The organism is Vreelandella sp. 2A-K22, assembly GCF_054065485.1.
In genome coordinates, this window is sequence record NZ_JBSUGC010000008.1 from 213298 (window position 1) to 239586 (window position 26289).

At 55.7% G+C, this 26289-nt stretch carries 27 protein-coding genes; 14 read left to right on the forward strand and 13 right to left on the reverse strand.

Translation table 11 applies throughout. The features are described 5' to 3' along the window. Positions 1-187: 187 nt before the first annotated feature. The 4 genes from ACW17M_RS12895 to ACW17M_RS12910 are packed head-to-tail and all read right to left on the reverse strand — an operon-like array spanning position 188 to position 4470. Complete coding sequence (locus tag ACW17M_RS12895; protein WP_009286875.1) at positions 188-721, reverse strand: GDYXXLXY domain-containing protein; 534 nt, start codon at positions 719-721, stop codon at positions 188-190. Further along, complete coding sequence (locus ACW17M_RS12900; protein WP_051051964.1) at positions 718-1788, reverse strand: DUF4401 domain-containing protein; 1071 nt, start codon at positions 1786-1788, stop codon at positions 718-720. Before ACW17M_RS12900 ends, ACW17M_RS12895 begins: the two co-directional genes overlap by 4 nt. Continuing rightward, complete coding sequence (locus tag ACW17M_RS12905; protein ID WP_457547573.1) at positions 1785-2756, reverse strand: DUF2157 domain-containing protein; 972 nt, start codon at positions 2754-2756, stop codon at positions 1785-1787. Before ACW17M_RS12905 ends, ACW17M_RS12900 begins: the two co-directional genes overlap by 4 nt. Before the next feature lie 58 nt (positions 2757-2814). After that, positions 2815-4470 carry an FMN-binding glutamate synthase family protein gene (locus ACW17M_RS12910; RefSeq protein WP_457547574.1) on the reverse strand — a complete coding sequence of 552 codons (1656 nt, stop codon included), beginning with the start codon at positions 4468-4470 and terminating at the stop codon, positions 2815-2817. Positions 4471-4644: 174 nt separating this feature from the next. Between ACW17M_RS12910 and msrP the strand changes: the two genes are divergently transcribed. Continuing rightward, positions 4645-5661, forward strand: a complete 1017-nt coding sequence (msrP, locus tag ACW17M_RS12915) for a protein-methionine-sulfoxide reductase catalytic subunit MsrP (RefSeq protein WP_457547575.1) — start codon at positions 4645-4647, stop codon at positions 5659-5661. After that, complete coding sequence (gene msrQ / locus ACW17M_RS12920; protein WP_027957221.1) at positions 5661-6281, forward strand: protein-methionine-sulfoxide reductase heme-binding subunit MsrQ; 621 nt, start codon at positions 5661-5663, stop codon at positions 6279-6281. The genes msrP and msrQ overlap by 1 nt, the downstream gene beginning before the upstream one ends. Before the next feature lie 29 nt (positions 6282-6310). Here msrQ and ACW17M_RS12925 read toward each other — a convergent pair whose 3' ends face one another. Then, on the reverse strand, positions 6311-6889 hold the full coding sequence (locus tag ACW17M_RS12925) for an NAD(P)H-dependent oxidoreductase (protein WP_233973875.1): 579 nt from the start codon (positions 6887-6889) through the stop codon (positions 6311-6313). Positions 6890-7075: 186 nt separating this feature from the next. On the opposite strand from ACW17M_RS12925, the gene ACW17M_RS12930 reads away from it, so the two are divergent. The 3 genes from ACW17M_RS12930 (at position 7076) to ACW17M_RS12940 (ending at position 10321) form a co-directional block, all read left to right on the forward strand. After that, the gene (locus ACW17M_RS12930; RefSeq protein WP_457547576.1) at positions 7076-7990 is read left to right on the forward strand and encodes a LysR substrate-binding domain-containing protein; all 915 of its coding nucleotides are present in this window, start codon (positions 7076-7078) and stop codon (positions 7988-7990) included. 214 nt (positions 7991-8204) lie between these two features. Further along, positions 8205-9569: an amidohydrolase family protein gene (locus tag ACW17M_RS12935; protein ID WP_457547577.1), complete on the forward strand. Its 1365-nt coding sequence runs from the start codon at positions 8205-8207 to the stop codon at positions 9567-9569. An 8-nt stretch (positions 9570-9577) separates the two neighbouring features. Beyond that, positions 9578-10321, forward strand: a complete 744-nt coding sequence (locus ACW17M_RS12940) for a hypothetical protein (protein WP_141439837.1) — start codon at positions 9578-9580, stop codon at positions 10319-10321. 199 nt (positions 10322-10520) lie between these two features. Here the strand turns inward: ACW17M_RS12940 and ACW17M_RS12945 are convergent, their stop codons facing one another. Then, positions 10521-11180, reverse strand: a complete 660-nt coding sequence (locus ACW17M_RS12945; RefSeq protein ID WP_457547578.1) for an NADPH-dependent F420 reductase — start codon at positions 11178-11180, stop codon at positions 10521-10523. Between the two features lie 100 nt (positions 11181-11280). Here ACW17M_RS12945 and ACW17M_RS12950 point away from each other — a divergent pair, with 100 nt between their 5' ends. Next, positions 11281-12174 (forward strand): LysR family transcriptional regulator, encoded by an 894-nt coding sequence (locus ACW17M_RS12950; RefSeq protein ID WP_022519631.1) that lies wholly within the window; start codon positions 11281-11283, stop codon positions 12172-12174. A gap of 9 nt (positions 12175-12183) precedes the next feature. Here the strand turns inward: ACW17M_RS12950 and ACW17M_RS12955 are convergent, their stop codons facing one another. Then, positions 12184-13038, reverse strand: coding sequence for a helix-turn-helix transcriptional regulator (locus ACW17M_RS12955; RefSeq protein ID WP_009286867.1), 855 nt, complete (start codon positions 13036-13038; stop codon positions 12184-12186). 143 nt (positions 13039-13181) lie between these two features. Between ACW17M_RS12955 and ACW17M_RS12960 the strand changes: the two genes are divergently transcribed. Continuing rightward, positions 13182-14348, forward strand: coding sequence for an MFS transporter (locus ACW17M_RS12960; protein WP_009286866.1), 1167 nt, complete (start codon positions 13182-13184; stop codon positions 14346-14348). 68 nt (positions 14349-14416) lie between these two features. On the opposite strand, the gene ACW17M_RS12965 is transcribed toward ACW17M_RS12960, so the two are convergent. Both ACW17M_RS12965 and ACW17M_RS12970 read right to left on the reverse strand, forming a co-directional pair. Continuing rightward, positions 14417-15313, reverse strand: a complete 897-nt coding sequence (locus tag ACW17M_RS12965; protein ID WP_027957228.1) for an NAD(P)/FAD-dependent oxidoreductase — start codon at positions 15311-15313, stop codon at positions 14417-14419. Positions 15314-15460: 147 nt separating this feature from the next. Continuing rightward, positions 15461-15910 (reverse strand): Rrf2 family transcriptional regulator, encoded by a 450-nt coding sequence (locus tag ACW17M_RS12970; protein ID WP_027957229.1) that lies wholly within the window; start codon positions 15908-15910, stop codon positions 15461-15463. A 265-nt stretch (positions 15911-16175) separates the two neighbouring features. On the opposite strand from ACW17M_RS12970, the gene ACW17M_RS12975 reads away from it, so the two are divergent. The 3 genes from ACW17M_RS12975 to ACW17M_RS12985 are packed head-to-tail and all read left to right on the forward strand — an operon-like array spanning position 16176 to position 19381. Further along, the gene (locus ACW17M_RS12975; protein WP_022519635.1) at positions 16176-16394 is read left to right on the forward strand and encodes a DUF1656 domain-containing protein; all 219 of its coding nucleotides are present in this window, start codon (positions 16176-16178) and stop codon (positions 16392-16394) included. Positions 16395-16417: 23 nt separating this feature from the next. Beyond that, a complete protein-coding gene (locus ACW17M_RS12980) occupies positions 16418-17302 on the forward strand; it encodes an efflux RND transporter periplasmic adaptor subunit (RefSeq protein ID WP_400668222.1) in 885 nt (294 codons plus the stop codon). A 3-nt stretch (positions 17303-17305) separates the two neighbouring features. Continuing rightward, complete coding sequence (locus ACW17M_RS12985; RefSeq protein WP_457547579.1) at positions 17306-19381, forward strand: FUSC family protein; 2076 nt, start codon at positions 17306-17308, stop codon at positions 19379-19381. A 56-nt stretch (positions 19382-19437) separates the two neighbouring features. Here the strand turns inward: ACW17M_RS12985 and ACW17M_RS12990 are convergent, their stop codons facing one another. Continuing rightward, on the reverse strand, positions 19438-20364 hold the full coding sequence (locus tag ACW17M_RS12990) for a LysR family transcriptional regulator (RefSeq protein ID WP_039858876.1): 927 nt from the start codon (positions 20362-20364) through the stop codon (positions 19438-19440). 140 nt (positions 20365-20504) lie between these two features. Here ACW17M_RS12990 and ACW17M_RS12995 point away from each other — a divergent pair, with 140 nt between their 5' ends. The 4 genes from ACW17M_RS12995 (at position 20505) to ACW17M_RS13010 (ending at position 23749) form a co-directional block, all read left to right on the forward strand. Continuing rightward, positions 20505-20897 carry a RidA family protein gene (locus ACW17M_RS12995; protein ID WP_022519639.1) on the forward strand — a complete coding sequence of 131 codons (393 nt, stop codon included), beginning with the start codon at positions 20505-20507 and terminating at the stop codon, positions 20895-20897. Positions 20898-21265: 368 nt separating this feature from the next. Further along, positions 21266-22009 carry an SDR family oxidoreductase gene (locus ACW17M_RS13000; RefSeq protein ID WP_457547580.1) on the forward strand — a complete coding sequence of 248 codons (744 nt, stop codon included), beginning with the start codon at positions 21266-21268 and terminating at the stop codon, positions 22007-22009. Positions 22010-22076: 67 nt separating this feature from the next. Further along, positions 22077-22604 carry a TetR/AcrR family transcriptional regulator gene (locus tag ACW17M_RS13005; RefSeq protein ID WP_457547581.1) on the forward strand — a complete coding sequence of 176 codons (528 nt, stop codon included), beginning with the start codon at positions 22077-22079 and terminating at the stop codon, positions 22602-22604. Continuing rightward, positions 22601-23749, forward strand: coding sequence for an MFS transporter (locus ACW17M_RS13010; RefSeq protein ID WP_141439843.1), 1149 nt, complete (start codon positions 22601-22603; stop codon positions 23747-23749). Before ACW17M_RS13005 ends, ACW17M_RS13010 begins: the two co-directional genes overlap by 4 nt. A 248-nt stretch (positions 23750-23997) precedes the next feature. Here ACW17M_RS13010 and aroQ read toward each other — a convergent pair whose 3' ends face one another. From aroQ to ACW17M_RS13025, 3 genes are all read right to left on the reverse strand, one after another. Beyond that, a complete protein-coding gene (gene aroQ / locus ACW17M_RS13015; RefSeq protein WP_457547582.1) occupies positions 23998-24624 on the reverse strand; it encodes a gamma subclass chorismate mutase AroQ in 627 nt (208 codons plus the stop codon). A 110-nt stretch (positions 24625-24734) separates the two neighbouring features. Next, positions 24735-25658: an AraC family transcriptional regulator N-terminal domain-containing protein gene (locus ACW17M_RS13020; RefSeq protein ID WP_457547583.1), complete on the reverse strand. Its 924-nt coding sequence runs from the start codon at positions 25656-25658 to the stop codon at positions 24735-24737. A 73-nt stretch (positions 25659-25731) separates the two neighbouring features. Further along, the gene (locus tag ACW17M_RS13025; RefSeq protein WP_083868754.1) at positions 25732-26139 is read right to left on the reverse strand and encodes a DoxX family protein; all 408 of its coding nucleotides are present in this window, start codon (positions 26137-26139) and stop codon (positions 25732-25734) included. Between the last annotated feature and the right edge of the window lie 150 nt (positions 26140-26289).

Consider the following 26289-nt stretch of genomic DNA (forward strand, 5'->3'; position numbering starts at 1 on the left):
ATGCCTTATTCATTGAAGTGGGTCAGTTTGACTACCCACCGACCGGCCCTATCGAGCCAGTCCAGCGTCATTACTGGACTATCCATGTCAGTGGAGGAACAAAGTACAGCCTACCTTACTGAATGAAGCAAGACAGAATGCAATAGTGAAAAGTGAGATGAGAACAGCTCGCCAGATAAAGTAAATTTTACTTAACGCTTTCTCCTAACTTAGTTAATTCTGCATTGTATAAAGCCACCAGCAAGGGCTCGCCCTTGGTATTCACCCTAAACTGACCATAACGCGCTGGCTCATAGCGCTCACCGTGCCCCTCCTGAAAGAAAAACGCATCGGTGGCAAAGCGTACCTGACCATTGCGTAGCCGGTAGCGCAGGCGTTGTTCGTCATCGCGTAAAGAAGTACCTTCATCCAAACGCTGGAAGTGAGCAATACGCTGTTCATCCAAACGCACCACCACATGGCCGTTACGTGTTTTCAGCGAGTCTTCATCACGCTCACTCTGATGAAGCGCGCTTTGAATTTGGTTACCCAGCGCAAAGTTTAGCGCCATATAGTCGCCCTGCATCAATGAGCGCGGGTCGACGGGCGCCAGTTCCAAGTAAACAATTTCACCTTCGGCTAAGTGACGCTCTTTCTGCCAAATTGCCCAGTTCACCGCCACCAACACAACGACGGTGGTTAACACTATGATCCAGCGATTTCGCTTGGCTTTCAGCATCATTTCCCATGTCCTTCCACAGAGGTCGACGGACTATTTTCAGCTACGCTCAACCACTTGAGCAGCGTCCAACGTAGCGCCAGCAGCCCTCCCCCCAACACCAGCAACGTTAGAGCCTTGGTTAACAGTGTTGCGTCCAGCCAGTAGTAATAGCTGCCAATGCCCATCAGCAGAGAAAGCACTCCAAGCCCCAGCACTAGGCGATGCCCGATCGCGAACCCTAACAGTACGACGACCAAACCTTGGCCCACACTCGGTGCATAAAATGAGACCAACAGCAGCGCTAAAGGACTGAGATACAACCCCCAATGGGTTTTGGAATGAGGGATGGTATAGAGCAGCAACGCCAGAGAGAGTGCCACGAACACGGCGTTCAACCAGGGTGCTGACCATGCAAAAGCGTTAGTGCTCTGTGCGTCAAACCAGAAGGCAAAGGAGTGGCCGCTATGCGCTAATCCCTGCATCACCAGCAGGCCTATCAACAGGCCGTAGCCCCATGCTTGCACATCTTGAATACGGCCAGAACAGCGAAACTCATTCAGCCAGAGCAGCGCCAGTGCCAACAGCACCAATCCACCCGCTGCTGGCGCCATAGCGTTCACTGCCAAAGCCATATAGAGCGCCAAGCTGGCGGTAAAGGCTGAAAAGGTGCGATGTACCTGGCTTGGCATTACCAGCGCCAGTGCGCACTGTAAGGCCAGCAGCGACCACCACAAATAAGTGGACACATTCCAGAACTCGACCAGCGCCCACGCTATTAGCAGTTGCCCGGCTAAGCTAACCGCAAGTGCCAAGTGCTCGAGCACATCACCGCGAGCTTTGCAAAACAGCCCATAAGCCGCGCCGATCATCACAAGCCCCAGGCCCAACGACGCGGCGGGGCTCTCCACCACGAACACCACGCCCATAGCGATAAAGCCGAGCAGAAATAGCGCCGCTAACCAGCCTGAAAAGGCCTGCAGCGCACGTACAAACCAAGGCGTTTGCAACTGCGCTGGGGAGGTAGGCTCGTTTAACGGAATACCCGCTTGGCTCAGCCTAACGCTTAAATCATTAACGTTGTTCGTCACTGGGAAATCTCCCGATGTAGCCGCTTTAGCCATACCACGGCCCCAGCGCCCATCGCCAGTACCGCGATGGTGATCAGCAGCAGACTTCCCTCCTGCCAATCGCCTTCCCAGAGCAACAGCCTGGCAAGCAGCAGTGTGGTCACCGTTAACGCCGAGACACAGCCGCCTGCGATCATAAACAGGTCAGGCCGCCAATAGCGATAAACGCCATACAGCACCGCCAGCCAGAGTGAGTAAATCGCCAGCATTGGCGACCATACGAGGCCTGCATCGACTATCAACCTCATCGTTAACAGCGTCATAGGCACCCCGCTACCCACCGCCAGCAAGCGTAGTGCCCACTGCCGTGACCAGTTCCGGCAACAGGCCCCCCATTCCCATGTCGCCAAGGCAAGGGTATTGAGCCCAAACAGCCCCCAAAGCGCGGCATCGCTACTGACCAAAACGCCAAACGGCCCGCCCCAGGTACGAAAATAGAGCCCGACGGCCAAATTAAGTAACCCCAGCCACAACACCCAGAGCAGCTCAAAACGCGCCACCCAGACCCAGGGCAACGTGAGCACCGCCCAAGTAAAAAACAGTTGCCACGGATCGGCACCGGTCTGGTACACCTGCCCGAACAGCGCTAACAGCACCCCCAACAATAATGTGGCCGAGGTTAGCGCCACACGCTGAACCATCGGGCTGTACTTGGGCCAAATGGCGACAACTACCGCCAGCACCATCGCTGCCTGCACCACGCCAAAGCGCAGCCAACGGCCCATCTCAGCCCAGTTATAAGCGATGAAAAACAGCACCGCGAAGGCCAGCGCCAGTCCGCCTAGCCACAGCAGTAAGCGATCAATAAACAGAGCCCAAGCGCGAGGCGAAGGGTGCAGCCCAGAAGCTTGCACTGCGCGCGTCACCTGTTCAGGCGGTATCACGCCCTGCTCAATCAGTGGTATCAGTTCACGGCGGGTAGGTGCCATGGGGGCTCCCTTCTAAACGGCGCAGTGGAAACAAAGTAATCTAGGCTAAGCGCCACGATCACTCCAACTTAGTAAAGCGCAACCGAGCAACCTGCGCAGGCGGCTGGAAGGAGTCGGCTCGGGCATTTTCCCAATAGTGCTTGAATACCGTGTGCTCGCACTTTGCATTGAGCAGTTCATTGGGTTTTAAGAAGGTGAATATCTGATCGTAGGACTGAATCTCGTTTTCCGAGACACGCCGGATAATGTGCTCGGGCCCCAGCTCACTAGGGTGGCTAAGCCCTGCGGCACCTAGCATTTCCGCCAGCGCTTTTAAGGTATTGCGGTGGAAGTGGTAGACCCGCGCTGTTTTATCGACAATGTCCAAATGGCGGCTGCGGTTAGGGTCTTGAGTAGCCACGCCGCTGGGGCATTTGTCGGAATGGCAGTTAAGCGCCTGAATACACCCTAATGAAAACATAAAGCCCCTGGCCGAATTGCACCAATCAGCCCCTAGTGCCATGGTTCGGGCAATGTGAAAACCGGACATAATCTTACCCGCCGCGCCGATACGAATCTCCTCGCGCAGCCCGGCCCCCACCAGGGTGTTGTGCACCAGCGTAACGGCTTCTGTTAAAGGCACACCTATACGATTGATAAACTCCAGCGGCGCCGCACCGGTTCCTCCTTCGCCACCGTCCACCACTATAAAATCAGGCCGCTCGCCGGTTTCTAACATCGCTTTAACGATCGCAAACCACTCCCAGGGGTGGCCAATCGCCAGCTTGAAGCCAATCGGTTTACCCCCAGAAAGCGAACGCAGGCGGGCAATGAATGCCATCAGTTCCAGCGGCGTCGAGAAAGCTGAATGGGCAGCGGGTGAAATCACGTCCTGGCCCATGGGGACTTCTCGCGCTTCGGCAATTTCGGCAGTTACCTTAGCCGCTGGCAATATACCGCCATGGCCCGGTTTGGCGCCCTGGGAAAGCTTGATTTCGATCATTTTCACCTGATCGGCACTGGCGTTAGCTGCAAAGCGCTCCGCGTTAAACGAGCCATCGTCGTTGCGGCAGCCAAAGTAACCAGAGCCTATCTCCCAGACGAGATCACCTCCATGCTTGCGGTGATATCTGGAAATAGAGCCTTCACCGGTATCGTGATAGAAACCGCCTTTACCAGCGCCCGCATTCAGCGCCTCGATAGCGTTGCCCGAAAGCGAACCGAAACTCATGGCCGAAATATTGAAAACACTCGCCAGGTAGGGTTGGCTGCAGCGGCTACCGCCCACCCGAATCCTGAAGTCACTGTTTTCGATAGCCCGGGGAAGTAGCGAGTGGTTGATCCACTCATGCCCCGGCTGATACATATCCAGCAGGGAGCCAAAAGGCTTTTTATCACTCTCATTTTTAGAACGCTGATAGACCACAGCGCGCTGCTCGCGGGAAAATGGTCGTTCGTCAAGATCGGACTGGATAAAATACTGACGTATTTCCGGCCCAATAGACTCTAGAACATAGCGAAAATGGGCCAGAACAGGATAGTTACGGCTCACCGTTCGCCGCGTTTGGCGTAGATCATAAAGCCCCAGCCCAGCGAGCATGCCAAAAATCGCCACGCCCCAAAGCCATGCTAAAGAAAACACCACCCCCACCAGCGAAACCAACAGCAGAATCAGGCTGGCAACAAAGACGGCATTACGCAGAGGAATACGGGTCAATCCCCGGGCTTCGATCATCTGAACACGAACTCCTTATCAACAGTTCACCACAGGGGCGACCAGCTACCCCGACAGGCTCAATTTAAATCGTAAGGGTTTTGTGTAAGTTTTGGCGAACTTACTACACCCATTAATATCGAATGCTGCACTCACCTCGTATGCTACCCACAAAGGCCTTAGTGGAGACACCCAATGCTAATAAAGATTGCCAAACCGAGTGATTTACACGAATCCGATGTCACGCCGGAATCTATCTACCTCTCCCGGCGGCGCTTTATGGGCGGTATCGCAGGCCTAGGTGCAGGGCTCGCCCTATCCGGACACGTCCGCGCTAACGACAACTACTCCGATGTACCCGAAGGCGATTCACCAGCGTGGTTAAAGGAGAAAATCAGCGAAACCCAGTGGCGAGCCGTCACCCCTAGCGATCCTGACAAAGATAAAATTGCCCCCTTTGATGACGCCAGTGGCTACAACAACTTTTTCGAATTCGGCACCGGCAAGGGCGACCCTGCCCGCCATGCGGGCAGCCTGGAAACCCAGCCCTGGAGCGTGGTGGTCGATGGCGAGGTCAATAACGGCGGGCGCTTTGCCCTGGAGGACTTCGCCAAGCCGTCGCAGTTTGAAGAGCGCATTTACCGCCTGCGCTGCGTTGAGGCATGGTCGATGGTCATTCCCTGGCTGGGTATTCCGCTGGCCGATATCATCAAACGCGCCGACCCCACCAGCAAAGCCAAATACGTACGTTTTGAAACTCTGGTGGATCCAGAGCAAATGCGCGGGCAGCGCTCCTCGTTTTCGATCATTGATTGGCCCTACGTGGAAGGCCTACGCCTGGACGAAGCCATGCACCCGCTGACGATACTGGCCATGGGTATGTACGGCCGGGAATTGCCCAATCAAAACGGCGCCCCTCTACGGCTGGTCGTGCCGTGGAAATACGGCTTCAAGAGCATCAAGTCGATTGTGCGGATATCGCTGACGGAAGAACAGCCGGTGAATTCCTGGCAGAAGATCGCCGCCGACGAGTACGGCTTTTACGCCAACGTGAATCCCAACGTCGACCACCCCCGCTGGAGCCAGGCCACCGAGCGCCGGCTGCCCAACAGCCTGTTCAACCCCAACACCATTGATACCCTGATGTTTAACGGTTACGCCGATGAAGTCGCCGAGCTCTATGCGGGTATGGATTTAAAGGAAAATTATTAATGGCCAGCCCACGTATATGGTTAGCATGGCGCGTGGGCGTGTTTCTGGCCGCGCTAGCACCGCTGCTGTTTTGGAGCTGGCAGGTGGCAAATAACGCCGCAGGCCCCGAACCGGGGCGCTACCTGCTGCTGAATATCGGCATCGGCGGGCTGTGGATGCTGCTGCTCACGCTCAGCCTTACCCCACTTACCAAGCTCACCCGTTGGAAAGGCTTTGCACTGATCCGGCGCCAACTGGGCCTATGGACACTCGCCTACGCCACCCTGCATATGCTCAGCTACGCGCTGTTTATTCTGGGGCTTAACTGGGCACTGCTTGGCAGCGAGATCATCAAACGCCCCTACATCATCGTCGGCATGATCGCGCTGATCGGCCTTGCTGTGCTGGGTGCCACGTCCAACCGCTGGGCAATGAAGCGCCTGGGCAAACGCTGGAAACCGCTGCACAAATTTTCCTACGCCATTTTAGGGCTGGTACTGCTGCACTTCTTCTGGGTGGTGCGCGCGGATATGCAGGAGTGGGCCATGTATGCCGCCATTGCGGCGCTCATCATGTCCACTCGCCTGTCCCCAGTTGCCCGTACTCTGCCTAAACTACGCCATCGATTGAGTCGTACTTAGGGCTTGTAAGAGATATCAACCGACGAAGCCTAGCCAAGTACGCAGCGCAGATGCTTACGATAAGCCGCTTTATCGCGATCGACATCCGGCATCTTCATTACATCGTTGGCGATAAAGGTCGGCAGCGCTTCTAAGCCGATAAATTCCTGAGATTTGTGGAACGGGAAGTAGACACCATCCACACCGCGCCCTTCGAAGAAGTTGTCAGGCTCATCGAACGCTTCCAAAGGCGCGTTCCAGGTCAGTGATAGCATATAGCGACGGCCCTGCAGCAGGCCACCACTGCCGTACTGCTTGGTCGGGTCTTGGCGGCTGCGGCCATCGCTGGCGTAAAGCGAACCGTGGCCTTCTGTAAACACCTCATCAATGTAACGTTTGACGATCCATGGCGCGCCCATCCACCAGCCAGGCATCTGATACACAATCGTGTCCGCCCATAGGTAGTTCTGCACCTCAGTATCAAGATCATAGCCCTGATCAATCACCGTCTCGCGCACTTCATAGCCCATTTCCTGCAACGTACTCACCGCCACACCGTGCAACGTATTGTTGAGTTCACCGCCAGAGTGTGCAAACGCTTTACCGCCATTAATCAGCAGAATTTTCATTAATAAAACCTCTCATTATAGCCTGACATCCATGCTTATATTCTTTGGCATGACGTTTAATGGGCGGTATTGTGAGTTCAAAGCATGCGAAAAAATAGCGACGCTTCAGCAAAACACTTTTGATTTAAAATCAATAAATATGGTATTCGCCATTAAGGCAACCGATAACGTTATGAACAGCACTCTATGAAAAGCACCCTTGAAGAACAGCAGGCCTTTGTGACGGTCGTCGATAGCGGCTCAATCACCGGTGCCGCCGAACGGCTTGGCATTACCGTTTCTGGGGTTAGCCGTGCGCTCAACCGCCTGGAGCAAAAACTCGGCGCTACCCTGCTACGTAGAACCACGCGTCGCCTAGAGCTGACCGAGGAGGGAGAAACATTCCTAAACCATTGCCGCCGTATTCTTGCAGCCGTGGAAGAAGCCGAAGAGGCGATGCTGGATCGCCACAATCAGCCTCAAGGCAGGTTACGGATCAACGCCGCTCCCAGCTTTATGCAGTTCGTGATTGTGCCGGTGATTGGCGAGTTCCGCGCACGCTACCCTGGTATTACGCTGGAACTCGACACCCACGACCGCTTTGTCGACCTGTTGGAACAGCGGGTTGATTTGGCCATCCGCATTGGCAAACTGGAAGATTCGTCGCTGCACGCCCGCCTCCTTGGCTACAGCCCGCTGCGCCTTCTGGCCAACCCCGCTTACCTTGAACGCCACGGTACGCCGGAAAGCATCGACGACCTTCAAGATCACAGCTTGCTAGGCTTCAGCCAGCTCGATCATCTCAACCGCTGGCCACTGCGCCGCGCCGATGGCCAGCCCTTACATATTACCCCAACGCTGGCGGCCTCCAGCGGAAGTACGCTAATAGAACTGGCCATGGCAGGAGAAGGCATCGTTTGCCTTGCTGACTTTATGACCATCACTCCCCGTCACAACGGCACACTGGTGGATGTACTACCCGACTGCACAGAAATGCAGACCCAAGCTGTGAACGCCGTGTACTACCGCCAAACCACGCTTTCACAGCGTACCCGACTGTTTATGGAGTTTTTAGCAGAACAGTTACAGGGGCAACTGCATGGAAGCTTATCCAATCACTGATTACAGCTTGCGCGATTCACTCCCTCATTCTAATTTACTTATATGCAAGGCTATTCAACGTCGCTCCAGATGTCACTTACCACATCGCTACTGAGATAAGGTGCCGCCTATGCCTCCCGCCGCCGCCCACTCTTTATTGCAGTCGCCACTAAATCACTCACACGGGGCTTGCTGTTGCGGTTCACCGTTACTACAACGCTTTCATGAGCGTGTGATGGCAGATATTACCCGCCGCCAATTCATGGGAGGAGCCGCTGCAGTAATGGCACTTTTCTCTGGTCTGCGCGCACCCACCGCCATAAGCGCTCAACCTAAACGGGCTGATGGCCCACTATTATTGACCAATCTAAGGCTATTCGACGGCAGCGGCGCGGCGTTACGCGACAACGTTTCAGTACGTATTGAAGAGCAGCGTATCCAGGCTATTTTGCCTGGTGATGCCGCACCTGAAGGCGCAGAAATCATCGACTGTGGTGGTAGCGTATTAATGCCAGGCTTGATTGATGCCCATTGGCACACGACGCTGGCGGCTATTAGCCAAGTAGACGCCATGACCGCCGATCTAGGCTATATCCATCTAGTGGCGGCTCAGGAAGCAGAGAGAACGCTGATGCGTGGCGTTACTTCAGTGCGAGATGCGGGCGGGCCATCCTTTGCACTGAAGCGTGCTATTGATGAAGGAATTGTGGCTGGACCGCGCATACTTCCAGCAGGAGCCATGATCTCCCAAACCTCCGGCCATGGTGATTTTCGAATGCGCTACGAAATCCCACGGGCCAACAACGCACCGCTTAGTGAACAGGAACGCCAAGGCGTAGCCGTCATTGCCGATGGGGAAGCAGAAGTATTACGACATACCCGTGAACAACTCATGCTAGGAGCTTCACAGATCAAATTGATGGCAGGTGGCGGCGTGGCGTCTACCTATGACCCATTGGATAGCACCCAATTCAGCGAGCGCGAGCTGCGCGCAGCGGTGGATGCAGCAGAAGACTGGGGTACCTATGTCATGGTGCATGTTTATACCTCCCGAGGTATTCAGCGTGCATTAAGGGCAGGCGCTAAATCCATCGAACACGGGCAGCTCGCCGATGAAGAAACCGTAAGGATGATGGCAGGGGAAGGCGCATGGTGGAGCCTTCAGCCTTTCTTGCAAGATGAAGATGCAAATGTTTATCCCGATGCCGCTCGCCGCGAAGCACAACAACAAGTAGCCGAAGGCACCGTGCAGGCCTACGAGCTAGCCCAACGTTTTGATATCAAGACAGCCTGGGGCACTGATATTTTATTTACCCCGCAAAATACCCCCAACCAGCTGCGTCAATTAGTCAAGCTGACTCGCTTTTATGACCCACTTACCGTGTTGGCCATGGCGACTGGCCGCAATGGTGAGCTTCTTTCACTATCAGGATCACGCAACCCCTACCCTGGCACGCTCGGTAAAATAGAGCCGGGCGCGATGGCCGATCTACTTTTAGTAAACGGTGACCCTAGTAAGAATCTTGATTTCCTTCATGACCCTGAACGCAATCTGCGACTGATCATGAAGGGCGGACGCATCTATAAAGACAATGTATAAGGATTTCTGTGATAGCCAAATTACGCCCATTTATCACTGCCTTCAGCATCTTAGCGATAGGCTTTGCAACGAATGCCAATGCCCAAGAGGATGCTTGGCGTTTCCAGCTTACCCCTTATGTCTGGATGACGGGTTTAGCTGGCGATGTGCGTCCACTGGCGACTGCTCCTACCATTAGTACATCGCGCTCATTTAACAATGTACTTGATGATCTTGATGGTGCCTTTTTCATAGCTGGCAGCGCACGCCGCGACCGCCTAGTGCTGTTTGGTGACATTACCTGGGCATCGCTTAGCCACGAGAGCACGCTGCTTCCTGGCGTTGCTATAGAGGGCAAGCTGCGCCAACGCTCTTTAACTGCAGCAGCAGGTTATCAAGTGGTCAATACTTCGAGCCAATACTTAGATTTACTGGCGGGCGCTCGCGCTTGGCGGATCGAGGCGGAAGTGGATGTGCCCGCGCTGGGAGTTGGTGCAAGCGAGACCGAACGTTGGCTCGACCCGATTTTAGCCGCTCGACTGCGTTCCACCTGGAGCCCCCAGTGGTCAACATTAGTGCATGCCGATATTGGTGGCTTCGGAGTTGGTTCTGATAGCACCTGGCAGGTAGTGGCTACCGCTAATTACCAAATCAATAAGGCGCTCCACCTATCAGCAGGCTATCGCCATTTGGCAGTGGATAGAGACGAATCGGGTACACGCATCGATATATCGATGAGCGGTCCTTTGCTGGGTGCTACTTGGCGCTTTTGAGTAGGCCAATTCTTCCCTCTTAAACCTCAGAATCATCTCTCCTGCCATAGTCCACCCACACCCGGCGGGCAATGGTGGTCAGAACGCTACGCGGCTCATGAAGTTTGCTAAAGGAAGGTGTCCTGAGCCAGATCAGCCGCCTGCTTCACCTCCAGCCTTTGGATGTCAATACACAGCCAATTTTCTCATTATTTGTCTTTCACTGACGCCATGACCCTTCCGGCATATCAATGTCGCGTTGAGCCTCATCGAGCGCCTGACGCACCCCTTCCCGATCAAACGGTATACAGTAAGCTGGTTTGGCGCGCTCAAAACGCCAGCTTTCCGCCAGCGACCCAGCATCGACAACGTCGAAGCCGAACTGTCGCACCAACCTTGCGACGCTCTCCTTAGCCGCATCGTCATCTCCCGCTATCGGTAGGGCGCGCCGGTTTCCCGAAGGCAGCGTCTGCCCACCCTTCTCCAGATCGGAGGCCAGAATCGCGTTGAATGCCTTCACGAGACGGGAGCCTGTCAAATGCTGCGCCAGCAGTCCACTCGTCGTCGCCCTGCGCTCATCCAGTTCGGGGATCGATCCATCTCGATCTGGATAGTAGTTATTGGCGTCCAGCACTATCTTGTCACGCAGTGGCTCAACCGGAAGAGTGGCATATTGATGAAAAGGAATGGCGATCAGTATAATTTCGCCGAAGCCTATGGCTTCATGCAGGCTGCCAATCTGTGCTCCAATTTTCGGCGGAATGCTGCTGAGTGTCTGCGGCCCCCGCGAGTTGCTGATCATGACGTCATGGCCTGCCGCAATCACCTGGCGTGCAAAGGCTTGTCCGATAAAGCCCGCACCAATAACCCCAATCCGCATGTCTTTCTCCCGACCGTTTTAAGATAAGCAGTACTTTATTGCGTTACTCAAACGTGATAAACAGGTCTTTATTGACTTAATAATCCACTGAGAGTTGATAATGCTGGATCGGTTAACGAGCATGGCTATTTTTGTGAGGGTTGCCGATCTTGGCTCTTTCACAGCCACCGCCGCAGAATTCGGCCTATCGACGCAGATGGTTTCCAAACACATCATGGCCCTGGAGCAGCTGCTTGGGTCGCGGCTCTTGCACCGCACCACGCGCAAACAGAGCCTGACCGAGATCGGACATCTCTATCACGAACGATGTCAGGTTATCCTTGCAGAAGTCGAGGCGGCCGAAGCGCTGACGGAACAGGCCCGGGCCGTTCCACGGGGTCGCCTCAGAATCAACGCGCCCGTCACATTTGGCAGTCAAAGCCTGGTGCCTCTTGTCACCCGCTACCTTCGTAAGTACCCAGAGGTGGAGGTCGACCTCACCTTGTCGGATCGTCTGGTCGATCCTATCGAGGAAGGTTACGAAGCTGTCATTCGCCTCGGGCCCATCAGCGACAGCACCACATTGGTGGCACGTCCGCTTGCCCCCTACCAGCTCATCGCCTGCGCCTCGCCTGCCTACTTAGCGAAGCATGGAGAGCCGGAGACGCCTGCGGATCTGGTTGAGCATGAGTGTCTGGGGTTCGCCTATTGGTTCGGCACCTTGGGCAGGCAGTGGCGCTTCAGTCGCGACAACTGCAATTTCGACGCTTCCGTGAACGGGCGGCTACAAATCAACGACTGGAAGGGGCTGCTTCGCGCAGCATTGGAAGGATTCGGCATTACATTGGGCTACGAAGCTGCATTGACGGAGGCGTTATCCACTGGGCGGCTGGTGCGCATCTTGCCAGACTATGCTGGGCCATCAAGACCAATGCACCTGCTCTACGCCGCCGATCAACGCATGACGCCGAAACTACGTCATTTCATAGACGACGTTGTGGCCACGTTCGCTTAACTTCCACCGTTACCTCGCGCCTTTGTCGTCACTCACCCAGCGGGTAAAAGCAGCGACCTGAGGATCCGCCTCCTTTACGGCATAATAAACCAACCGTAGGTGGCGCTCTTCATCAACGGTTAACGTCGTGTGCTCGAACGCTACCTCGCCTAACTCCTCAAGGTGAAGATGACGTACTCCCTGGCAAGGGGCGTTGACCTCCTGGGTTTTCCACAACTGCTTAAACTCAGGCGAGACCTTGGTTAACTCTTCGACAAGCTCATCAATGGTGGGGTCTTGCGCCGCTCGGGCAAAGTCGCGGCGAAAACTGGATAGCATTTGGCTGACCTGCGTTTCCCAGGGTGACAAGCGCTGACGCATGGCAGGGTCGGTAAATAACAACCACAGCATGTTGCGACGCTCTGGTGCATGGCAAGAGAAGTTGAACAGCTTATTGGCCGCGCTGTTCCACGCCAGCACATCCCAGCGCAAGTTCAGGATATACGCAGGTCGCGTAGGCAGGTCGTCCATCAACCTTTGAACCAGCGGCGGCACGCTGCACCAGGTTTTGCCTAGCTCAGAGGGTAAGCGCTGATGGGTAAGCAAGAATAGATGTCGGCGCTCAGCCGCATCCAGCTTGAGCGCTTTGGATAGATTGTCCAGAAAAGTGGCCGATACGCTGATATCGCGACCCTGCTCCAACCAAGTATACCAAGTCAGCCCCACGCCTGCTAAAGCGGCAACTTCTTCACGCCTTAACCCCGGCGTACGCCTTCGGCGGCCACGAGGAAGCCCCACCTCTTCTGGTGCGATTTTCTCTCGGTGCATGCGTAGAAACTCAGCTAGGTCTTCCCGCGTTCGAGTCAGCGTCCGTGGAGCGGTCATTTTATTACCTTGAATAACTTATCACTTTTAGTAATAGCATAAATAGTTAAATTGTACCCCCTTTAAAGCCTCTCCAGAATAGCCCTTCGCTGGCAAAACAGCGCTGGCGGATTCTTTTCTAATGCTTATGCCTGGAGTGCGTTATGGCTGACCAATCTCGTCTATCGGTATATCTCGTGGCACTGGGTGCGTTTGCACTTGGGATGGCCTCTTATGTGACTGCGGGGCTAATTCCCCTCATCGAAGACGCCTTTAGTGTCTCTGCGGCCACGGCTGCTCAGTTAGTCACGGCATTCACCTTAGCCTATGGCTTAGGCTCGCCTGTCGTCGTTGCGCTACTACCTGGCAAGCACCAACGCCTGGGTTTACTACTAGCGTTAGCCGTTTTTATTGTGGCAAATATCGCCAGCGCACTAGCCAACAGTTTTATATCACTCTCGATATGGCGGGCGGTCGCTGGCGTTGGCGCAGGGGTTTACCTTGCCATGGGCATTGCCGCCTCAGCCGCCATAACGGCTGAGGCCCACCGCGGTAAAGCGATTGCCATCATTATGGGCGGTATGGCGAGCGGCACGGTACTGGGGGTGCCTATCAGCCTGTTGCTAGCAGAGCGTTTAGGTTGGGAGTCAGCGATGTGGCTTATTTCAGCACTTGGGTTAATCGCCTACGCGGGGCTACAGGTAAAACTACCTGCTCTTCCATCCGCACCAACGCTTTCACTTGTTCGCAAGCTCGCTATTTTGCGAAGCCCTCATGCCATGGCCATTCTGGCGGTTTCCTTATTGGGCGCTGTGGCCAGTTTGGGGATGTATACCTTTATTGCCCCGTTTATGGCGGCCACCGAGTCAGGTGCTGTTCAGTCAATTACCGGCTATTTATGGGTGTGGGGGATTGGCGGCGTCGTGGGCAGTTTTCTGATTGGGCCTCTGGTGGACAGGTTTATCGGCCCTGTGATTACCCTGGCGATTATGTTGCTGCTCTTTTTGGCGCTCATTGCTCTACCTTTCACGGCGTCGGTTCACCCACTGCTGACGTTACTTCCAATTGCGCTTTGGGGTGCTGTGGGCTGGGCGCTTCAAGTGCCACAAAACAATGAACTCGTTCGTGCACGCCAAGCCCACGGCGACGGTAACCTGGCGGTCGCACTCAATGAATCAGCGCTCTATTTAGGCAGTGCGATAGGCGCGGCGTTCGGGGGCGTTTTGCTGGCTTTCCACCTTCCCGTTTCGACATTAGCCATTGGCGCGGGGGTTATTGCCGCTGCAGGTGCAGCAACACAGCTAATCATCGTCATGCGCATGAAGCGCTAGATCAGTTAGTGCACGCCAAGTGGCACTCTTCATGCCCCTTGGCGGCTCTACATAGATCAGTCTTTTGCTTAACACCCAAACATCAGCGACCGGTGTGTAGAAAGCCCGGCCATGGCGCCATCAGCCACGGCAAAGGTGACCGACCCTGCGGCGCGGGCTACATCACCGCAGGCGAAAACACCGGGGATTGAAGTGGCCTGCATTGCATCGGTTTTAACAATGCAGCCCATGGGAGACTCCTCTAGCTCGCATCCCAATTGAGCTGCTAACGGGCTAAGGTGAATGCGCGGCGCGACAAATAAGCCCACCAATGGAAACACCCGACCATCCTGCATTACCAGCTCAACGCCAATCTCTGTTTGGGAGACTAGCCGTGCCGCTGCGCCATATTCGATATGAGTACCGCGCGCCTTAAGCTGAGCCAGTTGCTCAGCAGTGGGTTCAAAGGCATCGTTAACAAACAGCGTGGTTGCGCCCCAGTCGGGCAGCATCAAACCATGGTGCATCGCGAGTTCTGAGGTTGCCAGCACACCGATACCCTCTTTGCCCAGCTCATAGCCGTGGCAGTACGGGCAGTGGAAAACGCATTTTCCCCACTGCTCGGCGAGCCCCGGTAAGCCTGGAAGCTCATCGGTAACACCCGCGGCCAGAATAATGCGCCGTGCCTGATAGGTGCTGCCATCGGCCAGCGCCACCAAGAAATTATCAGCCGTCCCCGTTACTGCCTCCACCCGCCCCGTGCGCCACTCAACCGTTGGGTACTCCATCAGTTGGCTACGGGCCTCTGCTGCTATCTCTGCGGGTGGTGCACCATCCTGGGTTAAAAAACCATGGGAGTGAGAAGCAAAACGGTTACGGGGTTGTCCCGCATCTATCAGTAATATTTTCCGCCTTGCTCGGGCTAGCTGTAGCCCTGCCGCCATGCCTGCGTAGCTGCCACCGATAATCACTGCATCAAAGCTCATTGCCCTTCCTCCGTGTACACCCAGTCTTTTAAGCCCATGGTGAATAAACTCATTTCATGTATCTTTTATTGATACATTAAAAAGCGTACAGAGGTCAATGGCAATGTTGAGAATGCCGATTAACGCTAATCGGGTTGGTGGTGAAGATTAAGGCGTCGGCAGCTGGTAGCCTTTGCGCGTCGCAATATCGTCAAACTGAGTGGCTAGTTCCGCCAGCGTGACCGCTCCCAAGCGGTCGATCAGTAGCGCTTCTGCTTCGCGCATGGCATCAAAAAGCGCCGCATTAACCACCTGCTCTACCGCGCAGTCCGGGTTATCACGGTCGGTGCCGATGGCGAAAATGCGCGGTCCGCCTACGGCGTTGTGTATATCCAGCAGCGTTACGCTGTGCAAATCACAGGCGATGCGCCAGCCGCCGTTGTGCCCCTTTTCAGACTTTACATAGCCCGCCTTACGAAGGCCCGCCATAGTGCGCCGCACCACGGCAGCATTGGTGCCCAGCATGGCGCCAATCTGCTCTGAAGTAATCGGTTGGGATTCCCGCGCGATGTGCAGCAGCACATGCAGCATACGAGAGAGGCGGCTATCTGTTCTCACGGGCAACAGTCAACTATTCAGAGGATAAACAAAGGAAAACAACGAAGCTGCACTTTAGCACACCCGCGAGCGGGGCTGGGAATGAACCCAACCAGGGCCACCGCACACGAACCTACACCTCGTTCGCCGTTATAAGGCAAACTATGCTCTCGCTCTCTATACTGGTGCTGAATCACTTTCACTGGCAGGGGATAAATGTCTGGCACGTCATTAGCCCCATTTAGCGCCTCCCATTGTCGTTACTTCCAGGCCACTTAAGGATGTTATGGGTCTTCACGAAATCGCTGTCGGTGGCATCTACTTAAGCCCTCTGTTGATCTACGCGCTGATCGGCTTTGTGGCTACGCTGACCATTCGTTCACTACTGCACTGGGTGGTCGGCGAGTACGCGCTCTGGTACGAGGCGTGGTTCGACATTTCATTATTTGTCATCCTCACCGCTGCCACCACGTTCATTTTTACTGTTTTGCTTCAAAGCCCTTAAGACAGCCCTTGAGAGAATCGCCGATGCGCCCTTCGCTCCGTATTTTGCTCACCCTCGTTATTGTCGCCATTGCCGTTGCCGCCGGTGCATGGCTATGGCACTACTACCTCTATACCCCCTGGACTCGTGACGCTCGGGTTCATGCGGAAGTGGTGACGATTGCCCCCGATGTCTCTGGCTGGGTACGCACACTTGAAGTCGTGGACACCGACCATGTTGCCCAAGGCGATACGCTGTTTGAGATCGATAACACGCGTTACCAAGCGGCGGTGGACAGCGCCCAGGCCACGGTTGACCATCGCCAGGCAACCCTGGAGCTAAGCCGCGCCGAGGAGAGTCGACGTAACCAGTTGAGCAACAATCGTGCGATTAGCGCAGAAAACCAGCAGATTGCCCAGATCAACTCGCGCATTGCCGCCGCCGATTTACAGCAGGCTCAGGCGGAGCTGGCCAGTGCCCAGCTTGATTTAGCGCGCACCCAAATAACCGCGCCGGTAAGCGGCCATATCCTCAATGTCCACCTTACCGCTGGCACTTACGCTAATCGCGGCACGCCGGTAATGGCGCTAATCGCGGATAATTCCTTCTATGTCGTGGGTTATTTCGAAGAGACCAAAATGACGTCGATCGACATGGGCGATCCGGTGGATGTGATTCTGATGAACGGCGACACCCATCTGGAGGGCCGAGTGGTGGGTATTGGCCGAGGCATTGCCGATAGCAACACAACCCTTAACCAGCAGTTGCTACCGCAAGTGGAGCCCACCTTTAGCTGGGTGCGCCTGGCTCAGCGTATTCCGGTGCGCATTGCACTAGAAGACGTTCCTGATGACACCCTGCTGAGCGTCGGCATGACCGCAACCGTGCGTATCCGCCCTGCTAAAAACGCTGCCGAGCAGCCTGAGTAAGCCATGTCGCCGTTTGTTAGCACCTACCTGACACCCAACGCTACGGCGGTCAAGTTTGCGATCAAGACCACCCTGGCGATGATGCTCGCGCTCTATATCGCGCTTATGTTCGACTTGGAGCGCCCCTACTGGGCGCTGATCTCGGCGGCATTTCTGCAGATTCGCCCTATGAGTGGCATGGTGGTTGAGAAAGGCATCTGCCAGCTTGGCGGCACCTTGATTGGCGCCGTGGCGGGCATCACGATCATGGCCCTATTCGCCCAGGCCCGCGTACCTGCGCTTATCGTGCTTACCGCTTGGATTATGCTATGCACTTACGTGGGCTCGCTGTGGCGTAATAACTACACCTACGGCTGTCTGATGGCCTCCGTAACGGCCATGCTGATCGTGGTCATCTCCAGCGGTAGCACGCCCGCTGGGATCTTCGATATCGCCGTGGCGCGCCTTACCGAACTGGGGCTGGGCGCCATCTGCGCCATGCTGGTCAGCTCGCTGCTCTGGCCGTCCCATGTGGGCGCCCACCTTGCCACCCAGGCCGACAGCGTGATCAACGAAGCCTTCGAGCATGCCGCCCTGCGTTTGGAAGCCAGCGACGATATCCCGGCGATGCAGAAAGCCCTGCGCAGCAGCCTCGTGCCGTTAACCCTGCTGGAAACCGATAGCCAGGCCGCCCGCTTTGAAGGCCCGGTAGGCCCCGGCCGAGTTCGGGCAGCCCATGTACTAACCCGCCGCACGCTGCGCTTTTTCGCCAACCTGCAGGCGCTGCACCAACTGATGCACGACCACGCTGACCGACTCGCTCCGCAAAGTATCGAACTCGCGGGCGAGGTCGCAAAAGGCTTTCGCGATGCTGAACACGTCAAAGGGGTCATTGAGGCCAGAAAAGCTCTCCAGTCGCTACGCCACCGGGTTCATGAAAGCGAGGAAGAGGCCAGCTTAGCTCCCCTCGATCGACGTCTGCGGTTGGGGCTACGTGAATCGATCGGCCACGCCATGATCATGCTCGATGCCCGGGAGGCGATTGCCTCGCCGGAGAGCCATAAACTGCGCTCATCGCCACTGGCCTGGCACCGCGATCACCTCGCCGCCGGTATTAACGCCATTCGCTCAGGGCTAGTATTTTCGCTACTGGCGACTTTCTGGATCGTCACCGCCTGGCAGAGCGCCATGATCGCGATGATGCTGGGCACACTGTTTTCCGCCTTTTTCGCCAGCCGTGACAATCCCCTCGCCATCACCATGATGTTTTATAAAGGTATGCTGGCGGCGATTCCTAGCGCTTTTCTGTTCGGCCATGTATTGCTCTCCCAGGCCAACGGTTTTCCGATGCTAGCAATGCTGTTTGGTACACCGCTGTTCTTAGGACTATTAGGTGCCACTAACCTAGCCACCATGGGCTACTGCCTAGCCTTCACTATCTTCAATATTCTGCTAACCATGCCCGGCAACGGCATGGATTTCTCGTTCGACAGTTTTGCCAACCGGGTGGTGGCCGTAGTGATTGGGCTAAGCTGCGTGGTAATGGGCTTTCGTCTACTGCCGGGGCTGGGCACCCGACTTCGGCGGCGACGTTTAATCAATGCGATTTCCACCGATATCCATGAGCTAAGCCAGCGCTCGATTCGCGACGCCGAAACCCGCTTCAGCGGCCACATGGCGGATCGGCTTCTGCAACTGGCGCAGCATGACGACATGCTACCCGAAGACCAACGCCACCTGTTTATTCTTGGTTTGACCGGGTTGGATGTTGGCACCGCTACGCTGCGCCTGCGTGATCGGCTTGATGATGCACCGCACCCGCGAATTCGCGAGGCGCATCGCCACCTACTAGACACGCTAGCTGGCGGGTTTGAAGAGAGCGCCAACGGGTGCCAGCCACAAGGAATTCGCGAAGCAGGCCAGCAGTTGGAAGAGGCAATAGAGGCTTACGGTGACGTGCCCGCTGACCGCCGTGTACTGTTGGAAGGCTTGGTTGAGCGGCTCGAACTGGCTCTAGAGCGTCTGGGGCGCATCATGGCGGAGCGGCCACAGATTAAGTCTATGCATAAAGCCCCGAACGCTCCCGTGCTAAAAAAATAAGTGTCCGTTCATGGAATTACCAGAGTAAAGCGCTAGTGAACTAGCTACTTGTATCGCTACTGCCCCCGTCGATCAACCATGGGCGCATGCTGAGCCATCAACTCCACAACCCAATCGATAAACACGCGCAGCTTGGCGCTTACGTGCCGATTCGGTGGAAAAGCGACGTACATCGGCATTGGGTCGAGATGCCAGCCATCAAATAGGCGAACCAGCTCCCCGCGAGATACGTGCTCACTGACCATGTAGTCAGGAAGCCACACTACGCCGAGCCCCGCTATGCCTGCCGCAAGACCGGCATTACCGTCATCGACCGAAATCACATAGCGCCCTTGTACGGTAACGCGCTCTCCGTTGCGGTACATGGCGTAGGGAGAAGACGCCCCGGCACGGGCCCATCGGAACCCTACAATGTAGTGAGGGGGAGCTGAGAGTTCTTGCGGGTGCAAAGGCAAACCAGCGCTTTCCAGATAGCTCGGCGCGGCGTAAATACCGATCTTCAGGTCGCCTACGCGGCGCGCCACTAACGATAAATCCGTGAGTTCTCCGCCGCGCACCACACAGTCCACGCTTTCACCGATCAGATCCACCATGCGGTCACTCGCCCCCATATCAATTTGAATATCGGGGTATTGAGCGTGGAAAGCAGGCAAAGCTGGTATCAAGATCATGCGCGCGAAAGGGCTGGGCACGTCCACCCTTAGTCGGCCGCGAGGCGACACCGAGGCGTTGGACAGGCTGGTTTCAGCATCATCCATATCGGCTAATAGCTTTATAACGCGCTCGTAATAGGCGGCGCCGTCAGCCGTTACGTTCACCTTGCGCGTGGTGCGGTTGAGCAGCTTTACCCGTAGCCGTGCCTCTAATTGTTGCACGAGTTGCGTCACGCTGGTTTTGCTCATGTGAAGTGTTTCAGCTGCCTTGGTAAAGCTGCCCGTCTCCACGACCCGAGCAAAAGCCTGCATTGCGTTAAAACGATCCATGAGGGTGCCAAACACCTTTGATTGTTTGAAAACTACAAACAATGTTGAACAGAATTCGCCGTTTATCTACCAAAAATGGAGGTCTAAAGTGACTTCATCGTAAACAACGGGTCGGTTTCGACCTACTGATGGAGATTCACATGGCTAAGCGTGACGCTGTTTTCCCCTCCGGCCGCCAGGCACTTTATGACCAGAATACCTATTCCGCCGCTGTTCGCTCGGGCGATTTTCTGTTTGTCTCGGGCCAAGTGGGCAGCCGTGAGGACGGCTCGCCCGAGCCAGATTTTGCTGCTCAGGTGCAGCTTGCTTTCGACAACCTACAAAGAGTACTGGAAGCAGCGGGCGCAAGCTTTGACGATATCGTCGATGTGACGAGCTTTCATACTGACCCGGAGGCCCAATTCCCTATCTGGCTGGAAGCCAAGGCGCGCGCGTTTCCGGAAAAACCTTACCCAAACTGGACAGCGGTCGGCGTGACATGGCTGGCAGGTTTCGATTTTGAAATCAAGGTCATTGCCAGACTACCCGAGTAATCAAGTGCCCAAGCGCCTATTCGCAGGGACATCGCTGCATGGTTACTGGCTGCCTCGATAGTTTTCTGACAGCGCAGACTGTTTAGCTGCGCTTGGCATACGTCCGGGTGGCCTATTTGAGTGGATTCGTCTGATTTTCTCCCGCCTTTCAACTCAACGTTAGCAAGATGCTGAAGGTATTCACCCGCCCCTGCAGGATCAGGCAAGTTTTGCGCAAGGGTTGGCAAGCCCTGCCGCCGTGGAATTGTTAAAAAGTAAAGGTCAGCGCAGCCGTTCAGGGGCCTCACCAACGAAGCGGTTCGAGCTGCGCGACTATCGATGTCCATATTGATGACATTGAATCCTAATGATAGGCGGAGTGTATAACAGTGAAAACATCAGGAAACACCATTCTCATCACCGGCGGTGGCTCCGGCATTGGCCGTGAGCTTGCTCTACGCTTTAACGCGCTGGGCAACACCGTCATCGTCGCTGGACGACGCATGGAAACGCTGGAGGAAACCATTGCCGGTCACCAAAATATGCACGCGATGGTCGTCGATGTAGAGGATCCGCGAGCAATTGTGGCCTTTGCTGAGCATGTCATCGCCGAGCACCCCCGCCTTAACGTGCTGATCAACAATGCGGGTATCATGCGCCGCGAGGACTTGACCAGTACCCATGACCTCATTGATGCCGAACAAACGGTCGTCACCAATCTGCTTGGGCCTATCCGGCTGACCAACGCACTGACCGACCACCTGACAAGCCAGCCAGACGCGACGATCGTGAACGTATCGTCCGGGTTGGCGTTTGTGCCGTTAAGCGGCACGCCCACCTACAACGCCACCAAGGCGGCCATTCACTCCTATACGATTTCGCTCCGCGAACAGCTCAAGGGCAAGGTCGAGCTTATCGAACTGGCACCTCCCGCCGTGCAGACGGAACTGACACCCGGCCAGTCGACCCGCAAAGGCTATATGCCGCTCGATGACTTTATCGACGAAGTCATGACGCTGTTCCACGAAAAACCCACACCCAAGGAAATTCTCGTGGAAAACGTCAACTTCCTGCGCTGGGCGGAGCGCGACGGCCACTTCGATGAAGCGGTGGAGATGCTCAACAAGATGTGAATTCTTCGTATTTCATCACGAGTAGGTAAAAATTGACGATGTAAAATGATCGTTTTACACTGCTCGCATGGATACCAAAACAAAGCTTATTTCAGCAGCAGAGCAGCTTTTCGACCGGCACGGCTTTACCGCCACCGGGATGGACAAGCTAACCAAGGCGGCTGGCATGTCGAGCCGAACGCTCTACAAGCATGCGGGTAGCAAAACGGCGCTGATAACGGAGGTGCTCAAAGAGCGCCATCGACGGTTCCAGCCACACATCGAAGTGGGCAGCGTTGATGCACTCTTCGACGCGCTGGAAGAATGGATAAGGAGCGAGAGCGCAAGAGGATGCCTCTTTTTGCGTGCTTACGGCGAAACCGGCGGTGACACACCGGCAATCACTGAGGCAGTGCTGGCTCACAAGGCAAGGCTTTATGACAAGATCCAGGACATTGTCGCGATAGAAAACGATGAACAGGAGATGCCGGAACTCGCCGAGCAGATCCTTATCCTGTACGAAGGCGCCACCGCGGCCGCGATTTACCGTGGCCCGGGGGCGGTAGTCTCGGCACACAAAGCCGCATTAGCACTGCTCAAGCAGGCACGATCATGAGCCCGAGCGTGTACCTCAGTGCGACGGGGTTTGGCCTGATTGCGGTGTGCTATGGCTTTGCGCGCTTCGCCTTCGGACTCTTCCTGCCCCAGATCGACACTGACCTTGCTCTCACGCCCACCTTGAGTGGTTTCATATCGGGTGGATCATTTCTGGGCTACTGTGTCGCCATCATTTTATCGGCGTATCTGACCGAGCGGATCGGTGCTCGCGCCGTCGCCATTGGCGCGGCACTGGTCGCGACCGTCGGCATGGCGGGCATCGCCATGGCTCCCTCCCCACTATTACTCGCCTGCGCGGTCATGCTGGCAGGCTCAAGTACGGGGTTAGCCTCTCCGCCCATGGCGGCAGCGGTGGCCGCCGCCGTCCGCCCTAAACGGCAGAGTGCCACCAACACGATCATTAATGCCGGAACGAGTGCCGGTGTGGTGCTTTCAGGGCCAGTCGCGTTACTGATGGGCGGTCAATGGCGGTTGGCGTTCGCGTGTTTTGCCGTGGCCGCTTTTGTGATGGCGGTAGTCGCCGCAATCAGCGTACCCACCCGCACCAAAGCGACCCAGACCTCGGGCGGCTTACCGCCCTTTAACAACGTTGTTATGCGCTTGATCGCGGCTGCTTTTCTGATGGGCGCGTCCAGCACCGCTATTTGGTCTTTCGGCGGCAAACTCGTCGCGTTGCAGCTTGGCTGGGGCAATACCGGCGCAGGGCTGCTTTGGATTGCTATTGGCGCCGCCGGTATTGTGGGCGCAGGCGCAGGCACGTTAGTGGCGCGCTTCGGGATCGACCGGGTGCATTGGCTTTTTCTGGGGGCATTGGCAGCAGGCATTCTTTTGGTTGGTACCAGCGCCACCACTCCCCTACTGGCAATCGTCGGTGGCATGCTGTTCGGTGCTGCTTACATCATGGTGACAGGTGTCTATCTGGTATGGGGCGTCACGGCATTGCCCGACCGGCCCGCCACAGGTCTGATGATTGGCTTCCTGACCATCGCGATCGGCCAGACGGCTGGCGCCCCACTCTTTGGCTTTTTGATGGATCGGCTGCCCCCCGACTACGCTGTGCTGGTCTTCGCATGCATTGCCTTTACCGCGGGGCTGGCAAGGGCCGGCAGCGCCATACCCAAGCCCGCCCCAAAAGCCACCTAGTCAGCACAAGAGGTAAGTCGCCTAATAGCGGGGTTACTGACCATACACCGACAATAACGAGGCAGCGTTAACGCTCCTGACACAACACGTTGAAGCAGCCAAAACGTTCGCTGCGCTTATTCAGTGTGGATTGGCCTAATAGAGACTAAGCTCGCAACTCTCGCAGCAGGTCGATAAAAGTCCGCAGGCTGGGAGGCGCATGACAGTTATCCGAGTAGATACACGCCCCTTTCTTGCCAACGCTGAGCTTATTGCACCTCCACATTGGCAGTGTCGGTGGCTTCGTAAAGTGGGCGTAATGCCTCTTGCCGAGCGGCACCTCCTACGCCGTCATTCACCAAGGCTTCGGCATTATTTTCAAGATATTGTCTAACTCCTTCGCTTTCAGCAACAACCTGAAAGTCGCGAAGTGAAGCCATCAGTTGTGGTGTCAATTGGTCAAGTTGGGGGCGAATATCTTCGGCAAGGTCTGGCGGGGATTCAAAGGGAGGCTGCTCTGTTTGCCTCCATTGTTCATGGAGCCGATGCTGGATAACCTTGCTTGCCTCAAACTGATGTTTGAAAAACGTCTGGGCAAAGGCTTCATCGATACCCGCCCGCGTGGCTTCAGCCACGACCCTCTCTAGAATTTGCGCTTCTCGTGCGGGAGCATCAATAGGAGCACCAGAGTTCCATTTAGCCTTTGCAACATCGGGTGCAATAGCAAGCCGCTCATCAACCAACCGGAGCAGCTGATCCACCGTCTGTCTGACGTCATTGGAAGGCTCGGCGGCACGGGCCTGATATCCAACACCGAGCACCAGCGCCACCAGGAGAATGGCGCACAACATGACACGTTGAGAGGCAAGAGAGATCGTTCTTGAAGTGACCATCATGACCGTCCATAGCTAGTTAGAGTGAATTCAATTTTTCTGTTTGCGACGCGCCAAAGTTTAGCAAAAGGCATACTGGCCAACACGCTTACGCATTAAATGGGATGCAAAGATCACGCTGTTGTAACCGTTAACGGCGATACTCTATGTTCAATAGATCTTCGAGCTCGCAAAGCGTCCTGTTTCGGCGGCTTCTGAAACAGCCGCCCATATTCACGGGTAAACTGGGGCACGCTCTCGTAGCCCACTTCAAAAGCAGCGCTGCTCGCAGAGAATCCTTCATTGAGCATCAAGCGGCGCGCTTCAATCAGGCGAAGTCGCTTCTGGTACTGCCCCGGCGTGAGCGACGTCATGTGCTTAAAGTGCTTATGAAACGAGGTGCTACTCATTCCCGCTTCTGCCGCAAGTCGCTCAATGGGCACACGCGACTGATACTCAGCTCTGAGTACCGTAATGGCGGCGGCAAGACGGCTTGCATGGCTGTCCGGGTCTGCCAGCGCCCGCAAAGCATCGCTGTGGGGCCCTGATAGGAGCCAGTAGTGCAGCTCCCGCATGATTCCTGGGCTCAAGAGCGGCGCCGCTTCGGGGCGATCCAACAGGTGCATCAGCCGTGATGCGCAATCGAGCAGTGCGGCTTCGGTGTCGACGGCGAATAGCGTAGGCATCCCTGAAGTGCGCTGCGGGCGGGGGGTATCGATATGGGCGGTGAGTTCGCGCAAGAGCGCCACCTCCAGTTCGACAGCGATCGCCAGATAGGGCTCGCTCGGGCTTGCTTGCACGACCCGTCCGATGACCGGCATGTCAGCACTAACGAGGACGGACTGCCCGCTAGAAAAAACCCGTTCCTCATTTCCTACTATTAAGCGCTTCGCACCCTGCAGAACCAGGCATATCAGCGGCCTGTAAACCGAATGCAGGTCGCCGGATGGCGCCTTGAGGCACATCATACGTAACCCCGGAATCGGGGTTAGCGCCATACCACGGTTGTCGGCGTAGCGGCTGGTATAAGCCCGGACAGCCTGTTTGAGCGAGTTCATAGGTTTCCTCCCGCATTTCAGCTGGAACTTATCATAAAGGGATGGCATGAGGGGATGGTTTCAAACAACGGTCTCACCCCACCCGGCTTTGCGCACGCGAAACATCAAAGCTCCACACGCCAGGGCCTGCGGCACTAATATAGAGAAAGATGAAGCAATAAAGCATGGCCGCTTCACCGTGGTTGAGAACAGGAAAAAAACTGTTCGAGCTGTGCGCGATAAAGTAGGCAAATGCCATTAAACCAGAAAGTAAGAAAGCCGTTGGTCGCGAGAACAGACCTATTATTAGCAACAACCCGCCCACTACTTCCAGGATGCCAGCGGTATAAAGCATGGGGTTAAGGGGATACTCGAAAGGGGCGGGCCAGTTGAAAAGCTTCATCGTCCCATGTGTCAGGAAAGACCCAGCGGCAAAGATTCGCAGAACGCTGAGAAAGTACGGAGCCAATTTGCTCAAGCGGTGCATTGGTAGTGTCGGCATATTGTCCTCGCTCTATGCTAGAGATTACGGTGCCGAGCTAACTAAGCTCTACGGCGACAACGAGGATGGTAGGTGATGGTTGTGTCCACGATATACCGTAGTTTTGGTTATTTTGTAGCGAACTGTGCCACTAACGCTAAATCATAATAA

Excerpts from the sequence above, each read along its gene's own strand:
- ACW17M_RS12895 (WP_009286875.1), bottom strand. The coding sequence starts at position 721 with ATGATGCTGAAAGCCAAGCGAAATCGCTGGATCATAGTGTTAACCACC.
- ACW17M_RS12905 (WP_457547573.1), bottom strand. The coding sequence starts at position 2,756 with ATGGCACCTACCCGCCGTGAACTGATACCACTGATTGAGCAGGGCGTG.
- ACW17M_RS12910 (WP_457547574.1), bottom strand. The coding sequence starts at position 4,470 with ATGATCGAAGCCCGGGGATTGACCCGTATTCCTCTGCGTAATGCCGTC.
- msrP (WP_457547575.1), top strand. The coding sequence starts at position 4,645 with ATGCTAATAAAGATTGCCAAACCGAGTGATTTACACGAATCCGATGTC.
- msrQ (WP_027957221.1), top strand. The coding sequence starts at position 5,661 with ATGGCCAGCCCACGTATATGGTTAGCATGGCGCGTGGGCGTGTTTCTG.
- ACW17M_RS12925 (WP_233973875.1), bottom strand. The coding sequence starts at position 6,889 with ATGAAAATTCTGCTGATTAATGGCGGTAAAGCGTTTGCACACTCTGGC.
- ACW17M_RS12930 (WP_457547576.1), top strand. The coding sequence starts at position 7,076 with ATGAAAAGCACCCTTGAAGAACAGCAGGCCTTTGTGACGGTCGTCGAT.
- ACW17M_RS12935 (WP_457547577.1), top strand. The coding sequence starts at position 8,205 with ATGGCAGATATTACCCGCCGCCAATTCATGGGAGGAGCCGCTGCAGTA.
- ACW17M_RS12945 (WP_457547578.1), bottom strand. The coding sequence starts at position 11,180 with ATGCGGATTGGGGTTATTGGTGCGGGCTTTATCGGACAAGCCTTTGCA.
- ACW17M_RS12950 (WP_022519631.1), top strand. The coding sequence starts at position 11,281 with ATGCTGGATCGGTTAACGAGCATGGCTATTTTTGTGAGGGTTGCCGAT.
- ACW17M_RS12955 (WP_009286867.1), bottom strand. The coding sequence starts at position 13,038 with ATGACCGCTCCACGGACGCTGACTCGAACGCGGGAAGACCTAGCTGAG.
- ACW17M_RS12960 (WP_009286866.1), top strand. The coding sequence starts at position 13,182 with ATGGCTGACCAATCTCGTCTATCGGTATATCTCGTGGCACTGGGTGCG.
- ACW17M_RS12965 (WP_027957228.1), bottom strand. The coding sequence starts at position 15,313 with ATGAGCTTTGATGCAGTGATTATCGGTGGCAGCTACGCAGGCATGGCG.
- ACW17M_RS12975 (WP_022519635.1), top strand. The coding sequence starts at position 16,176 with ATGGGTCTTCACGAAATCGCTGTCGGTGGCATCTACTTAAGCCCTCTG.
- ACW17M_RS12980 (WP_400668222.1), top strand. The coding sequence starts at position 16,418 with ATGCGCCCTTCGCTCCGTATTTTGCTCACCCTCGTTATTGTCGCCATT.
- ACW17M_RS12985 (WP_457547579.1), top strand. The coding sequence starts at position 17,306 with ATGTCGCCGTTTGTTAGCACCTACCTGACACCCAACGCTACGGCGGTC.
- ACW17M_RS12990 (WP_039858876.1), bottom strand. The coding sequence starts at position 20,364 with ATGGATCGTTTTAACGCAATGCAGGCTTTTGCTCGGGTCGTGGAGACG.
- ACW17M_RS12995 (WP_022519639.1), top strand. The coding sequence starts at position 20,505 with ATGGCTAAGCGTGACGCTGTTTTCCCCTCCGGCCGCCAGGCACTTTAT.
- ACW17M_RS13005 (WP_457547581.1), top strand. The coding sequence starts at position 22,077 with ATGGATACCAAAACAAAGCTTATTTCAGCAGCAGAGCAGCTTTTCGAC.
- ACW17M_RS13010 (WP_141439843.1), top strand. The coding sequence starts at position 22,601 with ATGAGCCCGAGCGTGTACCTCAGTGCGACGGGGTTTGGCCTGATTGCG.
- aroQ (WP_457547582.1), bottom strand. The coding sequence starts at position 24,624 with ATGATGGTCACTTCAAGAACGATCTCTCTTGCCTCTCAACGTGTCATG.
- ACW17M_RS13020 (WP_457547583.1), bottom strand. The coding sequence starts at position 25,658 with ATGAACTCGCTCAAACAGGCTGTCCGGGCTTATACCAGCCGCTACGCC.
- ACW17M_RS13025 (WP_083868754.1), bottom strand. The coding sequence starts at position 26,139 with ATGCCGACACTACCAATGCACCGCTTGAGCAAATTGGCTCCGTACTTT.